This window comes from Bordetella tumulicola (genome assembly GCF_054779135.1).
In genome coordinates this window covers 1216787-1233481 of the sequence record NZ_BAAGYU010000007.1, presented here as the reverse complement: position 1 = coordinate 1233481, position 16695 = coordinate 1216787, and the positions used below count along the sequence as shown (strand labels likewise).

7 protein-coding genes are annotated in these 16695 nt (G+C 61.0%); 2 read left to right on the top strand and 5 right to left on the bottom strand.

All coding sequences use genetic code 11. The features are described 5' to 3' along the window. Positions 1–133: 133 nt before the first annotated feature. Together ACYVDM_RS14050 and pgi are read right to left on the bottom strand one after the other, a co-directional pair. Positions 134–1057: a glycosyltransferase family 2 protein gene (locus ACYVDM_RS14050; RefSeq protein WP_415792840.1), complete on the bottom strand. Its 924-nt coding sequence runs from the start codon at positions 1055–1057 to the stop codon at positions 134–136. Positions 1058–1107: 50 nt separating this feature from the next. Then, positions 1108–2724, bottom strand: coding sequence for a glucose-6-phosphate isomerase (gene pgi / locus ACYVDM_RS14045; RefSeq protein WP_415792841.1), 1617 nt, complete (start codon positions 2722–2724; stop codon positions 1108–1110). Positions 2725–3106: 382 nt separating this feature from the next. Here pgi and ACYVDM_RS14040 point away from each other — a divergent pair, with 382 nt between their 5' ends. Continuing rightward, positions 3107–4438, top strand: coding sequence for a capsule biosynthesis protein (locus tag ACYVDM_RS14040; protein WP_460475410.1), 1332 nt, complete (start codon positions 3107–3109; stop codon positions 4436–4438). 21 nt (positions 4439–4459) lie between these two features. On the opposite strand, the gene ACYVDM_RS14035 is transcribed toward ACYVDM_RS14040, so the two are convergent. From ACYVDM_RS14035 to ACYVDM_RS14025, 3 genes are all read right to left on the bottom strand, one after another. After that, positions 4460–5812: an aminotransferase class I/II-fold pyridoxal phosphate-dependent enzyme gene (locus tag ACYVDM_RS14035; protein ID WP_415792855.1), complete on the bottom strand. Its 1353-nt coding sequence runs from the start codon at positions 5810–5812 to the stop codon at positions 4460–4462. Between the two features lie 16 nt (positions 5813–5828). Next, a complete protein-coding gene (locus tag ACYVDM_RS14030; RefSeq protein WP_460475409.1) occupies positions 5829–13622 on the bottom strand; it encodes an SDR family NAD(P)-dependent oxidoreductase in 7794 nt (2597 codons plus the stop codon). Positions 13623–14416: 794 nt separating this feature from the next. Continuing rightward, on the bottom strand, positions 14417–15544 hold the full coding sequence (locus ACYVDM_RS14025) for a branched-chain amino acid ABC transporter substrate-binding protein (RefSeq protein ID WP_415792844.1): 1128 nt from the start codon (positions 15542–15544) through the stop codon (positions 14417–14419). A gap of 244 nt (positions 15545–15788) precedes the next feature. On the opposite strand from ACYVDM_RS14025, the gene ACYVDM_RS14020 reads away from it, so the two are divergent. Continuing rightward, entirely contained in the window at positions 15789–16388 is a 600-nt protein-coding gene (locus tag ACYVDM_RS14020; RefSeq protein WP_415792845.1) for an RBBP9/YdeN family alpha/beta hydrolase, read from the top strand. Positions 16389–16695: the final 307 nt, after the last annotated feature.

Below are 16695 nucleotides of genomic sequence, written 5' to 3'. Positions count from 1 at the left end.
TGATTATAGCTATAGATGACATTTTGATTACAAGACAAAGAAAAAAGCTCGCTTGTTTGCGAGCCTTATGATGTTTTTAGCACCTACCAAAAAAATGGGAACATCACGATCAAGGACTACGAGAATTCTACTTCTATACCGTATTTTTCTGCCGAAAACGTTGAGTTAGTGCATACCAGCGAGATGTGGCTGTTGATTTTTTTTCAGGCTGGCTCAATGTAGCTTCAATCAGTTCTCTTAGTTTTTCATGTTCCGCGAGAACTGCTTGGCTTAATTGTTTTGCAATGAAACATTCCTCTTCATTGCGGTCATGACTAAGAAAGTACTTTTTATGCTTGACGCGTGCTTTCTTCGTAGCGCTACCTCGACGGCTTTTCCCGACGAAAAATTCCTCGAGCGATTTGGTCGCGTAATGATTGATGCGCGCGCCGCTCCAGACGATCTCGCTACTTAACCCCTTGCCATGTTTAGGATGTGGCGTGATATCGGCACCCGTGGCGTCCACGTATCGTCCTTCGGACAAATACACGAAATGGGGATTGGCAAATTTCACCCCCCGTTCGGGGCGTAGCATCGTCTTGATGTGGAAATTGACTCCAAAACTTTGCTTTGCCCGCTTGGTAAAGCGTTCAATGACTAGCCCATCCTCGGCAAACAGTGCACCGCCGGATCCAAAGTTTGCCCAGTTCAACCCCACGGCACTAACATCCGGGCTGACAAACAGTTGATCGATCAACGGGAGTAGGGATGTGCTGCCATCCATCGGTAGCAAATATTCATCTGCATCAATGAACGCTAGGACATCGCATTTCCCGCATGCATACGCTAGCAGCGCTGCGTACGCGGGCATTTGGGCATTGCCGGCCTCGGGGGTCGGAAAGCGCATCCGATGCACGATGCCATGTTCGGCGAGCGCTTCCAGTATTTCACTCGTGCCGTCGCTACTATCGTTATCGGCAATAAAGAAACTCTGTACGCCGATAACGCGGTGAAAGGCAATCCATTCCAGCAAAGAGTCGGCCTCGTTTTTAACGATGGCCGCGATACTTAATTTCAAGGACACTCGCAATCTTTTTTATTGTTGGACAGCAAACGAGTATAGCTCGATCAGATATCTTGCTGGACCGACGGAGGGGCGAAGCGTTGTAACCAATGCTGAGTCGAGACGTCATGAGATGCCGCCGATACAGCCTTGCCTTCGGCCATATTTTGCCAATCTTTGCGTATTTGCGACGTGAGTGTTTTACCTAGCTCTACGCCCCATTGGTCAAACGGATTAATGCCCCAGATCAATGCCTGGACGAAGACTTTATGCTCATACAAGGCAATCAAGGAACCCAGGGTATAGGGGCTGAGGCGGGGCAATACAATCAGGTTGGACGGGCGGCCACCTTCGTAGACTTTGTGCTTGGCCAGCCATTCCGCGTATTCACGGTCGCTGGTTTTGCCGATCTCGCTCAGGACTTCGTCGTACGATTTGCCGCGCAGCAAGGCCTCGCGTTGCGCCAGGCAATTGGCGACCAATTGCTGATGGTGATCAGGCCAGCGGTGATCGGCCTGCTGGCAGACGATGAAGTCGACCGCGGCGCCGTCGCCCTGGTGCAGCCATTGGAAAAAGGTGTGCTGGGCATCGGTACCGGGCATGCCCCAGACGGCGGGGCCGGTGGGTACGCCGACCGGTTCGCCGGCCAGGGTGACGGACTTGCCCAGGGATTCCATTTCCAGCTGCTGCAGGTAGGGCACCAAGTGGAACAGTCGTGAATCGTAGACCGAGACATTCAGCGAGCTGAACCCGAGTACGCTGCGGTTGGCGACACCGGCCAGGGCCAGCTGTACCGGGGCGTTGCGATGAATAGGCGCTGTACGGAAATGCTCGTCCATCGAGTGGGCGCCGGCCAGCATGCCGGCCATGACGTCGGTGCCGACGGTTAGCGCCGTGGATACGCAGACTGACGACCAAAACGAGAACCGACCGCCGACCCAGTCCCAAAACGGAAAGATCTGGTCTTTGGGGACGCCGAATTTACGCGCGATCGCGGGGCGGGCGGTGACGGCGACGAGCTGGCGTTCCGGGTACTTGACCCCGGCGGCGCGCAGCCATTCCAGGGCGCGCTGGGCATTTTCCAGGGTTTCCGCGGTGGTGAATGATTTCGACGCGATTACCACGACGGTTTCGTGGGGATTTAGCCCGGACAGGCCGCCCTCGATGGCGTGGCCGTCGATGTTGGCGACAAAGCGAATGTCGCGCCAGGTGCCGGTATAGCCGAACGCGGCCACTGTCAGACGCAAGCCCCAGTCGCTGCCGCCGATACCGATATGCAGCACGTGGCGCCAGCGGCGCTCGCTATCAGCGCGTTGCACGAATTGCAGCAGCCGGGTGCGCTCGTGGGCGACCTCGGGGGTGGGCGACGGCTCGCGCAGCATGGTGTGCCAGGCGGCGCGGTCTTCGGTGTGATTGACGATGCCACCCTCTAGCAGGTCGCGGCGCATTTGCTTGAAATTGCGCACACGCAGCAGGGCGTGTGAGGCCTCGGTAAAGGCGTCTGAATGCGGTTGGGCACTCAGGTCGATGCTCATGCCCGCCGCCTCGATGACGCGCAGCGTGCCGCCTTTGCGGTCTGCGGTTTCGGCCGCGTCCTTAAACTGCTGCCATTCGGGTAGCGCGGACAGGGCGGGTACGTCGTTCACAGGTACTGCGGCCGGGCGTGTGGCTGAGTCTTTCATTGTGTGCGCAATCGGGGCGGGTAATTAATAAGTTGAACTGATTAACGCGGATGTCGCGTTAAAGCCGGCGTAGCCATGGGCTACATAGCACTTGGAACCATACGCTCTTTCTCTGGGAGTAATGTAACGGGTCTTTATCGTTTTGTGATCACGATATTCACGGTGCCGCTTGATATATAGCAATAATGCGCAAACTTCACAGAGAGAATAGCCGACGGAATATTGCGATGCAACATATAAGCTAATTGCGCTGGTACGGTTGGTAACAGATGCGCGCCCAACTGCCGGATGAGCAGGGCGTTGTGCTGCCCGAGGCACCAGGGTGGCTGGTACAATCATCGGCTTTTGGTGTCGACGTTTTGGCCTCGTCTAGCGGATACGAATGATAGCTGATTCCCAGCGCAGAATATTATTTTTGCAGGGCCCTCCGTCGACGTTTTGGCGCCAGCTCTGTGATCAGTTCGAGGCAGCGGGCGCCACGACGCGCCGCATCAATTTTTCGATGGGCGATTGGGTTTATTGGCGCAAACCCGGCGCCGATAATTATCGCGGTCGCTTCAGTAAATGGGGCGCGTATTTACGGAAATATCTGGTTGAACATCAGATTACCGATATTTTGTATTACGCGGATCGTTTGCCATACCACGCCGTCGCGCGTGAGTTGGGCGCCGCCCTGGGGATACGTACCTACGCGGTCGAATTTGGTTATTTACGTCCGGATTGGCTGACGCTGGAGCGCGGAGCGATGGGTGCGTTGTCGCATTTTCCCAGCGACCCAGAGGTGATTCGGCAGATTGCGCGCCAGGTGCGTACCTTTTCGCAGCCCAAAGAGCATTTTACGCACCGGTTTGCACAGGAAGCCACGAACGAGGTGGTTTATAACCTGCTGACGTCGTTGGTGCCGTATGGGTATCCGCTGTATCGCGCGGATAAATATTATCACCCGATTATTGATTATTTAAGCTGGCTGCCCAGTGCGTTGCGCAAGATGTTTACGGAACGCGCACGCACGATTGCGGCGACACGTCTCCGTACGGAACGCAAGCGTTATTGGATGCTGGCGCTGCAGATCCAGGCGGATTATCAGCTGCGGGTGAATTCCAGCTATCGGCGTCAGGCCGATATGATCGCCGAGGTGATCGCGTCGTTTGCGCAGCATGCGCATCCGGATGGGCATTTGATCGTAAAGTTGCATCCCCTGGACAATGGCGTCGAGTGCTGGGAAAGGCGGGTCAAGCGTCTGGCCAAGCAGCACGGTGTTGAAAAACGTGTGCTGGCGGTGAGTAATTGCGATCTGAAGCGCACGATACGGCGTAGTCGCGGGGTGATCACGATTAACTCGACGGTCGGTCTGCATAGTTTGCGGGCGGGCACCCCGGTCAAGGTCTTGGGCATGGCGGTGTATGACATCGTCGGCCTGACGCATCAAGGGTCGTTGGATACGTTTTGGGTCAAGCCTCAGCGCGTCGATAAAACCCTGCGTAACGCGTTGGTCAGTGCGTTGGCGGCGACGATCCAGGTGCACGGATCGTTTTATCACCCAGAGGGGCGAGAGTATGCCTGCCGCGAGATTGTGCGACGGGTGATGAATGATCAGGTGAACGAGCCGGGCGGATTTGTGGATCCGCCCCCGCGTCTGGCACAGGCGCTGGAGCGCAATGTGCCGATTTTCAAGTCGCTGGAGGGCAGTGGGGTGACGCCGGGCGGTCAATGACCCGGCGGGTGATCCGGCGGACTATTTTGGGCCGGGCATGAGCTCGTTCAGGCTCTTTACGGCGTGGCTGAGCTGCTCTTCGGTGTGCAGGCACGAGATGAAGAACCGCAGGCGGGCCGATTGTTCGGCCACGGCGGGGTACAGAATCGGCTGCACGTTGATGCCGCGTTCGAATAGCGCCGCCGAGAGGCGTGCCGCCTTGAGTGAGCTGGCGGTAATGGCCGGTACCACGGCCAGGCCGGTGCTGGTGCCCGTATCGATGCCGGCGGCCTGGGCCGTCTCTAGAAAATAGCGACCGCGGGCCTGCAGGGTGGCGACACGCTCGGGCAGCTCTTGCATGCGGCGCAGGGCGGCCAGCGAGGCGGCGGCGACGCTGGGGGGCATGCCGACGCTATACAGAAAGCCGGGGGCCAGGAATTTCAGGTGTTCGATCAGGGCGGTCTCGCCGGCGATGTACCCACCGCAACCCGCGAGGGTTTTGCTGAGGGTGCCCATCCAGATGTCGACGTCTTTGCCCGACAAACCGAAGTGCTCGCGGATGCCATAGCCGCGTTTGCCCATGACGCCTAGCGAGTGGGCTTCGTCGACCATCAGAAAGGCTTTGTGGCGGCGCTTGATCTCGATAAAGCGTGGCAGGTCGGGATAGTCACCGTCCATGCTGTAGATGCCCTCCAGCACGATGAGCACGCGTTCGAACTGGTGGCGTTGTTCGTTCAGGATGGCGTCTAGCGCGGCACTGTCGTTGTGCGGAAACGGCAGGCGTCGCGCGCCGGATAGCTGGGCGCCTTGCAGGATGCTGTTGTGGATGAACTCGTCGTGCAGGATCAGGTCGCGCGGGCCAAACAGATAACCAATGGTGGAGACGTTCGTCGCGTGGCCGCTGACGAAGCTGATGGCGTCGTCGGTCTCGTACAGGTCGGCCAGCGCGCGTTCCAGTTCGCGATGGATGGGGCGCTCGCCCGAGACTAGACGGCTGGCGGACACCGAGGTGCCGTAGCGTTCCATGGCCTGCCGGGCGGCGGCCTGTACGACGGGGTCGCCGGACATGCCCAGGTAGTTGTAGCTGGCGTAGTTGGCGTAGAGCTTGCCGCCGATGCGCGTGTCTGCCCCGGCGGTGCCTTCGTGCATTTTGAAGAACGGGCTGCGCACGCCCATGCGGGCGGCGCCTTCGTTCATGATCTGCAGTTGCCGATAGCCGGGGTGCTGGTCAAACCGGTAAAACGCCTCTGGAATGGCGCTTTTACGCGTGGACGACTGGAACATCGTGCGTGACGAGGGTTCCTGGCCGGCTTGGCGCAATTTGCGCTCCAGGGCCTGTTGGATCAGCTTGTCTTTGATGCTGGCCGACAGGCCCGGTAGACCTTTTTTGGTAATGCTCACAGCGTCCCGTCTAGTGAATCATGCGTTTGGCGTTGATATTGCCGGATTTTAGATCATCGGCAAATTTTGCCATTGCTTCGGCCGGAATTTCGTCGGTGTGTTGCGAGACGACTTGTTCGACTTGGGCCAGCATGGTGTCGGATTCACTATGGTCACTGTCGCCACGCAACAGCAGGATGAGGCGATCCGCCAGCTTGGACAGGGTGGGGCTCTCGTTCAGGGCCATGACGGGCAGGCGGATGCCGAAACGGCTTTCCAGGGCGACGACGAGCTCGACACCCATCAGCGAGTCCAGGCCCATGTCGTAGACGGAGACGTCCGGGTTGATCTTGTCGCCGGGCACGCGCAGGATCTCGCTGACTTCGTTGCGCAACATGTCGACAAAGACGGGATGCAGGGCCTCGTCGTCCAGGGTGGCGAGCAGGTGGGCGATGTCGCCGGTGTCACCGTCGTCGTCGCCGTTGTCGCTGCTGCGGCGGGCCAGGAGACTGAATTTGGGCGTGGCGGCGGTGGGCAGAAAACGCCGTAAGGCGCGCCAATCCAGTTCCAGTACGCCCAGGCCGCTGACGTCGGCGAGCAGCATGTCTTCGAGCGCCTGCAGGGCGGCCTCGGAGGCGAGTGCGGCGCCGCCCATGCGGCTTTGCAGGGCATCCTTGATTTTTTTGTTGCGGGCAAGGAAACCGACATCGTCGATCGCGCCCCAGCGCGCGCAGGTCGCAGTCAGGCCCTGAGCGCGGCGACGGCGCGCCAGGCCCTCGAGCCACATGTTGGCAGCGACGTAATTAGCCTGGCCAGGGTTGCCGAATAGGGTGGTGCCGGACGAATACATGATGAAGAAGTCCAGCACCTGGCCTTGGGCCTGGGTCGCGGCGTCCAGGTTCGAGGCGCCCAGGACTTTGGGCGCCAGGACGCGTTGGATCTGCTCGGCGGTGGCGCTGCGGATCAGGCCGTCCTCGATGACCATGGCGGCGTGCACGATACCTTTGAGAGGCGGCATCGTGTCGTGGATGTGTTGCAAGAGGGTGTTGACGGCCTGGCTGTCGGTGACATCGCAGGCGGTGGCGTGCACGGTGACGCCGCGTGCCTCGAGTTCGGCGATGGCCTGTTGCGCGGGTTCGGCGGTCGGGCCGCTGCGGCTGACCAGGACCAGATGGCGCGCGCCCTTGTCGGCGAGCCATTGCGCGGTGCGCAGGCCAAAGCCGCTCAGGCCACCGGTGACGAGATAGGTGGCTTGTTCGGGCAGGGTCAGGGGCGTGGGTGTCGCGGTGACGTGACGCACGGCTTGCGTATGACGAATGCCATTGCGATACGTGATGACGATTTTGCCGATCTGGCGTGCCTGCTGCATGAAGCGGAAGGCATCGATGATGTCGTTGGCGTCGAATTCCTGATACGGCAGGGGACGCAGTACGCCTTGTTCGAACAACGCCATCATTTCACCGAACAGGCGGCGGGTGAGGGTGGGGCGTTCGCGCATGAGCTGATCTGCATCAATACCAAAATAGCTGATGTTGTTGCGGAACGGGCGCAGGCCGATGCGGGTGTTTTCGTAGAAGTCGCGTTTGCCGAGTTCGAGGAATCGCCCAAAGGGCTTCAACACGCGCAGGTTGCGGTTGATGGCTTCGCCGGCGAGCGAGTTCAGCACGATGTCCACGCCCTGGCCATGGGTGTCGGCGAGGATTTCGTCGGCGTAGGCGAGCGAGCGCGAGTCGTAGATGTGTTGTACGCCTAGCAGGCGCAGGAAGTCGCGCTTTTCGTCGGAGCCGGCGGTGGCGTAGATGTCGGCGCCACGCGATTGCGCGAATTGAATCGCGGCAATACCCACGCCGCCCGCGGCGCCGTGGATCAGCACTTTTTCGCCTTCTTCGAGTTGCGCGAGATGATGCAACGCGTAGTACACGGTGAAGAAGGTGCTGGGGATGGTCGCGGCGGCTTCGAAGGAAATGTCGTTCGGGATGTGCGCGATCGCGTTTGATTGGGTCAGCACGCGGTTCGAGAAGCTGGCCGGTCCAAAGCCGACGACGGCGTCACCGGGTTGGTAGTCGCCCGCGGCGCTCGTACCCACGCGCAGCACGGTGCCGGCGAATTCCAGACCCAGGGTGGGGCCGGAGAAGCCGTTTTCGATGGCTTCGTCGGACAACAGGCCCAGGGCGTACATGACGTCGCGGAAGTTCAGGCCGGTCGCGTGGACCTCGACTTCGAGTTCGTCGTCGGCGAGTTCATTGGCGGGGCCACGTTCCCAACGCAGGTTGCGCAACTGGCCCGGGAATTCAAAGCCCAGGCTGATGTGGTCGGCGCTGTGCTCGGGCGCCTGGACGCTGACGGGACGTGGCTGGATGTGCAGGCGTGGCGCGTAGCGCTCGCCTCGTGCGGTGAGTGCGGCCTCTTGTTCGGCATCGGGCCAACGCAGTTCGCGTTCCAGGGCGTCGAGCACGGGGTCGCTGAAGTCAGTGTTGGGCAGATCGAGCAGGCGCACGCCAAACTGGGCGGCCTCGTTCATCAGGGTGCGGCCGTAGCCCCACAACGCGGTGTCGTTCAGGCTAAAGGGCTCGGCATCCGGGGTGGCCAGGTGCTGGGCGGCGCCGATGGTCAACAGCCACAAGGTGGCCTTGCTGCTGTGATGTTCCAGGGTCTGGGCGGCCGCGGCGGTCAGGGCGCAACGGCGCACCTGGGTTTGCAGGGCGGCGTCGTTGGTCTGGGCGGCGGGCGCTTGGGCCAAGCCATCGAGATGGATGATGCCATCCAGTTTGGCCAGATGTTGCTTGGCCTGGGCGTACACCGCTTCAAAGTCGGCGGGATCCGCGTCGTACTGGATCAGTGTGCGATGACCGGCGGCGTTCAGACGAGTGGACACGGCCTGCGCCAGGACGCGATCGGCGTTTTGCGAGCCGGCCAAGAGCAGCCAGCCCGGTGGGATGGCCTGTGCGTCAACGGGCGAATGGGTCGCCCGGGTGGCGGTGTTCGCGGTGGCGTTGACGGCGCCGTTCTTGGCTCCGTTTGCCGAGGCATTGACGGCTGCATGAGGGGTGGCGTTGACTGTCGTGACGCTCGCGGCGATATTCGCGGCGGCGTTGGCTTGCGCGGCCTGCACCGCCCGCGTGGTGGCGAGCGTCGAGGCGGGTGCGGCGGCAACGGCGCTGAGCAGGTACGGACCGGTGAGGCTGTTGGGGACGAATTCCTGGATGGGGCCGCAGGTGCAGCCCTGTTGGGTCAGCAGGTCTTGCCATGTGCGAGCGGAATACTGGCTCGACGCTCGCGGATTTTCGCCGTCGGCCGGGATCCACCAGTTGGGGTTGCCACCGGCGACAAAGTCCAGCCAGGCCACGGGATGGTGGCCGAGCAACAGTAGCGTGCCACCTGTTTTCAGGTGGGCGCGGGCATATTCCAGCGCGCGCAACGTGTCATCGGGACTGTCGGCGTCGGCGTGCAGGATGATCAGATCATGGTCGGCGAGGTCGGTCTCGTCGCCAATCAGGCCGTGCGAGGCGTCGGGATGGCTGTCCAGCAGGCGTTGGGCGTGTTCCAGCGCCTGCGGCTGCGTCGAGACGTAGCGGTAGTCGGCCAGATCGAAGTCTAGTGCGGTGCAGCAGTGCACGGCAAAGGCCGGCGAATGCGCGCTGATTTCCAGAACGCTCAATCGCGACCCGGCGGGCAACGCCGCCTGGGCTTGCGTCAGCAGGGTCTGCAGTGTGGCGCCCATGCGTTCGCGCGCTTCGGTACCCAAAATCTGGCGGGTCAGCGCGCTGGCGGATGCGTCGTCGGGGCAGATGGCATCCAGTGTGGTTTGACCCTGCAACAGCGGACCCAGATGCAAGCCGACGCGGCCCACCGCGTGCACGACGTGGGCGTAGTCCGGGTATTCGCGCAGGAGGCTATTCCAGATATCGATGACATCCGCGCCGTCGTCTTGGGCGTTGATGGTCCAGCCCGACGGGGCGCGTTCCAGCAGGCCCGAATCGGTCGCGCGCGCCAGCAGGTGATCCAGCAGCGCGGCGGACTCGGGCGAGGCCTGGCGGCAGCGCTCGGCGACGTCGTCGTACAGGTGATTGGTGTTGGGGGCCAGTGTGCCCAGCGCACGGATGAAGAAGTGATCGCACAGGCTATCGAGCAAGGGCTCGATTTCGTGGGCGTAGCGCGTGTGGGTCTCGTCCTGGGCGGCACGCGCGGCCATCGCGGCCCACGTGTCGGCGGCCGTGGCGGCATCCAGCGTGCTTTGATGGCTGCGCGGATCTTGGGCGTGCGGGCGGGGTACGCCCGCGTCGTCGACAAAGTCCAACGCATCGGCGGCCGTCTTGGACAGGCGAATGCTCTTGAAGCGGGCCTCGCGCACGGCGGCGATTTGTTCGCCCTCGGCGTTGTAAAGCGTGAACTCGGCGGTCAGGGAATGCGGCGCGCGGCGCAACAGGCGCGCGCGCACGTAGCGCGGCGTGCCGCCATCGGCGCGTAGCGCCAGGCGGCCAACCTTGGCGGGCACAAAGGCCACACCCCGATCAAAGGAGGGGTCATCGTGCAGCAGTTGGATGATCAACTGAAAGGAGCAGTCGAGCAACGCTGGATGCAGGTGGCTGCTGGACAACTGGTCTTGCAGGATCTGTGCGGGCTGCAACACGGCGAGCACGGATTCGTCGGACTCTTTCCAGCCGTGCTGGATAGCGCGGAAGGCCTCGCCGTAGTCCAGGCCGACTGCACGCGTCATGAGAGCATGGCTCTCAGTCGTAAAGTCGTACGGGCGATCCGGGCACTGTACCGGCGTGCTGGTCAGCAGGGCCGCGCTGGCTTCGCGCAGGACGCGGGTGGAGGCATGCAGGGTCCAGGGTTCCGTACTGCCCACGTCTTTGGCCTGGATACGCAAGCCGCCATCGGCGGTGTCCAGCGTGACGCGCACGCGCTTGGAGGGCGATGCCCCCAACAGCAGGGGTGAGCGGATTTCGAGTTCTTCGATTTCGGCCCAGGCGCCCGGTTGCCATTGCAGGGCGGCGGCCAGGGCGATCTCGACGAAACCGGTGCCAGGAAAGACGACGGCCTCGCCGACCACGTGATCGGCGAGCCACGGGCGGAGTTTGGTGTCGAGTTGGCTTTCCCACATGCCTTCGTGTTGGCGCAACGGGTAGCCCAACAGGGGATGCACGTTAGTGCGTTGCAACTGGCCCAGCGACTCGGGCGACATGGGATGCCAGTAACGTTCGCGCTGCCACGGATAGGCCGGCATGGCGATGTGACGTCCCACCCAGGGAAAGAGATCCTGCCAGTCAGTCTGCGCGCCACTGAGCAGGGCCTGGCCGGCCGCGTCGTGGATACGCGCGGGGTCATCATTGCCACGGCTGGCCGTCAACAGCACCACGCCCTTGCGTTCGGCGGCGTTGAGACTGTCGTTGACGTACGAACGCAGCACCGGATGCGGGCCGACCTCGATGAAAACGTTATTGCCTTGCGACACCAGCGTGTCGACGGCCTGATGAAAACGCACGGGTTCGCGGACGTTGCGCCACCAGTAATCGGCGTTCAGTAGCGTGCCGTCGAGCGGCTTGCCGTCGACCGAGGACAGGAACGGGATCTGGCAAGGCTGCGAGACCACGTTGGCCAGGGCTTGCTGCAGGTCGGCCTGAATCGGGTCCATGGCCGCACTGTGAAAGGCGTAGTCCAGGTCCAGACGTTTGTAGAACTCGCGTCGCTCGGCCAGTACGGCCTCGACGGTGGCCATGGCGGCCGGATCGCCCGCCAGTGTCGCGCCGCGCACGCTGTTGTAGCCCGCGACGCATACCGCGTCGGTGACCTGTAGCTCGGTCAGCAAGGCCTGTGCGGTAGCACCGTCGATGCCGACCGCGGTCATGCAGCCGCGGCCCTTGGTGGTGCCTTGCAGGCGGCTGCGATGGAAAATCACTTGGACGGCGTCGGCCATCGTCAGTGCGCCACTGGCCCAGGCTGCGGCGACTTCGCCCACGCTATGGCCAATCACCGACGTGGGGTGGATGCCGCGTTGCGCCAGCATCCGCGTGACGCCGACTTGTAGCGCAAAGAGGGCGGGTTGCGCGACCTCGGTGCGTTCGTATTGTTTGGCACTGTCGGTGCGCGCCAGCTCGTCGCCCAGGCTATAGCCTGCCAGCGGCGCGAACAAGGTATCGATCTCGTGGACGGCCTCGGCAAACACGGGGTCCGCCAGCAACTGACGGCCCATGCCATCCCATTGCGAGCCATTGCCCGAATACACAAAGACCGGGCCTTGCGCGTCGGCAACCGCGCTACCCGACGCCACGCTATAACGCGGCGCGTCGCCCTCGGCGAATTGGGCCAGGGCCTGCGCCACGTGTTCGCTGTCGGTGCCGTACACCACGGCACGCTCGGCGTGCCATTCACGGCGCATCGCCGCATGGTAGGCGACGTCATACAAGGCGCGAGCGGGCTGGCTTTGCAGCACGTCGGCCATGCTGCGCGCGGCGGCCTTCAGGGCCTCGGGCGTCTTGCCGGAAACGATCACCGGTACCGCCGCCGTATTGGCCAGCTTGTTGGCCGGGTCGTTGGACTTTACCGGCGGGCTTTGCAGAATCACGTGCGCATTCGCGCCACCAAAGCCGAACGAATTCACGCCGATTGTCAGCGTGCCCTTGCGGCGCAAGGGCGTGTTTTGCGTCGCGACCGAGATGTTCCAGTCGTCGAACTCGATTGCCGGATTCAGCGTCTGGATGCCGATCGTGGCGGGCACCATGCGATGCTGCAGGCTGTACACGGCCTTGACCAAACCCGCCACGCCAGACGCGGCCTCGAGGTGACCCATGTTGCTTTTGACCGAGCCGATGGTCAGCGGATTATCCGCGCCACGTGGCTGACCCAGCGCTGCGCCGATCGCGCGCGTTTCGATCGGGTCGCCAACCGCCGTACCCGTGCCGTGGGCCTCTAGATAATCAATGTCCGACACCGGAATGCCGGCGCGCTCGTACACCTGCTGCATCAACGAAATCTGCGCATTGGCATTCGGGACGGTCAGCCCCGACTTGCGCCCGTCCGTATTGACGGCACTGCCCGCAATCACGGCCAGAATATGATTGCCGTCGGCGACCGCCAGATCGTAATCCTTCAGCAAAAACAGGCCGCCGCCCTCGGAACGCACATAACCATCGCCCGACGCGTCAAAGACCTTGCAGCGCCCACCGGGCGACAGCATCGATGCCTTGGAAAACGTAATAAACCCATAGGGATGCAGGTGCAGGCTGACGCCCCCCGCAATCGCATGCGTCGTCTCACCCGTGACAATCGCGCGGCACGCCTGGTGAAATGCCACCAGCGCCGACGAGCACGCGGTATCCACCGCCATGCTCGGGCCATGCAAGTCAAACAGATAAGACAGCCGGTTCGCCGCAATGCTCGACGTATTGCCGGTCGCCATCGAGGCGTCAACGGCACTCATGTCATCCGACATGCGATACGAATAATCAGCGCTCGCGATACCGATATACACGCCACAATCACTGCCGCGCAGACTCGACGGCTTGACCCCGGCGTTCTCGATCGCCTCCCAGCAGAGCTCCAGCAATAGACGCTGCTGCGGATCCATCAACGACGCTTCGCGCGGTGAAATACCAAAAAACTGCGCATCAAAACCCGACACGTCCCCAATCGACCCGGCCGCAAACGTGTATGCGGTGCCTGGGTGATCTTTCGCGGGATGCAGGTAGGCGTCTTGCTGCCAACGATTGGCTTCGACCTCCGTAACGAGGTCACGTCCGGCCATCAGGTCGTTCCAATATTGCTCAGTATCCGTTTGCGGAAACCGGAACGAGAGCCCTACGACGGCAACACGCTTTGCCATAAATGAATTCCTTCGAACAACTACTCTTGAGAGTTTTTTGGTCTTGTATTGTTATTAGCTACGCATACGAGCCGGTCAGACAACCACCACGCTCGCAGATCACATCGGTTAACACTGACTTAGCAATAAGGCATTAGTACCTGCGCCAAAAAAAGAGGCTCAGTCATTAGAAAGGGCTACCCGTAGAGTTCGAATTGGCAAATTTTACTGTTTATATGGCGTTTGTAAGCTTTCCGCGTGCCGGCCGGCAAAACGCAGATACAAACCGCCCCTAATATCCATCGTTCCGCACACAAAAATCTCAAATCTCCTACAAAAGAAAGCCTCAACCTAAGCGGAGTATCCTGGCAATAGAGGCTATATTATTAAGTAAATGAAAGTTTTATAACAAAAGTTAATATTTCAGTGCTGAAACGCCTCTTTCTGAAGTATTTTGTATCTTGATGTCGTTTTTTCGCGAAGCTCAGAAAATAATTGTCAAGACCCTTATTTCCTAAGCAAAACCACCGTGAAAAGCCCCCAAAACCCCACAGATCGCCGATAGAAGACTGCAAAACGCCCCAAAATCGTCACCCTAATCGGCCGCGCATTCCGTTTTTGATACCAATCAATCGGCAGCGTTACTTCTGAGTTACGCAAAGGAAGTCAGCCTGCGGCCTTTTTAACCCTCGGTGATTGAGGCATCAGCAATGGCACAAGCAAAGCACGGGCAACCGGCATGGGCTAGCTAGCGGTGCAGGCCGCCAGACAAAGGCACAAACCGCTAATTGACGCGGTCTGTGCCTCGTGCGACATCACTTATAGGCCGTCTTGCTGCCGTCCTTGTGCCAGGTAAAGACCTCGAACTCAAAGTCCGTCAGATCGCCTTGCTTGTTCCACGCCGTCTTGCCGATCGGCGTATCGAAGGTATTGGCATGCAGATACGCCGCCACCTTGGTCGGATCCGTGCTGCCCGATCCCTTGATCGCATCCGCGATTACCTGCGTTGCCGCATAGGCCGTCATCTGGAACGCGCCGCTGGCATTACGCTTTTTAGCCTCGAAGGCCTTGACGATGTCGGCGTTCGCCGGATTCTTCGTAAAGTCCGCCGGCAGCGTCAACAGCATTCCCTCGGCAGCCGGGCCCGCAATCGCATTAATGTCCGGATTGCCCACACCCTCGGGACCCATGAACTTCGCTTTCACGCCTTGTTCGGACGCTTGACGCAGCAACAAGCCCATCTCCGGGTGATAACCGCCGTAATACACAAAATCCACGTTATTCGACTTCAGCTTGGTAATCACCGCCGAGTAATCGCTATCGCCCGCATTGATCCCCTCAAAAATCGCGACCTTCGTCCCGGCCTTTTCGAGATCATTTTTCACCGCTGTCGCGATACCCTGGCCATACGACTGCTTGTCGTGCAGCACGGCTACCGTCTTGGGCTTGATCTTGTCCAGAATGAACTTCGCCGCCGCGGGACCCTGCTGATCATCACGACCAATCGTGCGGAAAATAAACTCGTAGTCCTTGCCATCCGTCACGGCGGGGGCCGTCGCCGAAGGCGTCACCATCACCACGCCTTCATTGTTGTAGACATCCGCCGCCGCAATCGTCGCGCCCGAACACACGTGCCCGACCACAAACCCGATCTCATCATTGACCACGCGGTTCGCCGCGACAGGACCTTGCTTGGGCTCGCACCCATCATCAATCACCACCGCCTCGAGCTTTTTGCCATCAACACCGCCCGCGGCATTGATCACCTCGATCGCCGTATCCACACCCTCGCGGACCATCGCGCCATACTGCGTCACAGGGCCTGTCGTCGGCCCCACCACGCCAATCTTGATGCTTTGCGCCTGCACACCCGCCGACACGGCCAAACCCGCCGCCAAACTCAGTGCAGCCAGCACAGGGCTAAGACGAAATGCTTGCTTCATAGCCGATCTCCTTAACGTTCGATTTCGTTATCCAGGCAGGGTAGACCGTCCACGCGACACGCGCGCGACAAGATCCAGACCCCACACAGTGCACGCCAAGCATACCCGAAAGGTACCCCGGAAAAACCCGTGCTCCATCCCGAGAAACCCTCAGATCAGACGGATTCCCATATACCTATACCGATATATACAAAAGAGAATTAGTTCGTTTACCTTCATAAAGCAGCGCGGCATCATATCTGCCATGAGATTCCAACCGATCCTCGTCCCGGGCTGGAAAAATTCCGCCCCCGGTCACTGGCAAGCCCGCTGGGCCGAATGCGTGCCACACGCCCAAACCGTACAGCAGCCCGACTGGGATAACCCCGACCCCGCGATCTGGCACGCCACCGTTGCCGCCCACGTAGACCGAGCCGCTTGCCCGGTCCTCCTCATCGCCCACAGTCTCGGCTGCCTGTCCTGCGTCAGCCTGCCCGTCCCGCTACGCGCCAAAATCGCGGGCGCACTCTTGGTCGCTCCCGCCGATGTAGAGCGCCACAGCGCCCCCGATTGCCTGCAAGCATTCGGCCCCGTCCCACTGCACTCACTCTCATTTCAATCCGTCGTCGTCGCCAGCGACAACGACCCGTACTGCAGGCTGGAACGTGCAGCGCAGTTCGCAGACGCCTGGGGAAGCCGCCTGGAAATCATCCCCAACGCCGGCCACATCAACGCCGACAGCGGCTTTGGAGACTGGCCCCAAGGACTAAAAATCCTGACCGCCCTGCGGCGCAGAGCCATCTGGCGCGTCACAGCGCCATTACCGAGAGTGTCTCCAGTACAGGAGTCGGTTGTGTTGCCTTGAGGGGGAGGGGGGGCTTGCTGGCGGGGTTGGTTCTTGAGGCGCCAGGGTTCAGCGTATTGGGCCCCGCCGGCCCATCGACTCGGCTCGGGCGCATGCAGGCGCCCTCGGTCCCGCTGGCGCGGGACTGCCCGAGCCTCAAAGGGCCGGCGGGGCCCAATACGCTGAACCCTGGCTCGCAATGTCTCCAAGCCTTCCGGATACCAGTCATGCAGCATCCAGCGCTACAGGCACACCCGTAAGTAAGTCGAGACCCAACACCCTCAAGCGGCCCAAGTCAACGACCCAGACTGATAACTAACCGCAAGTC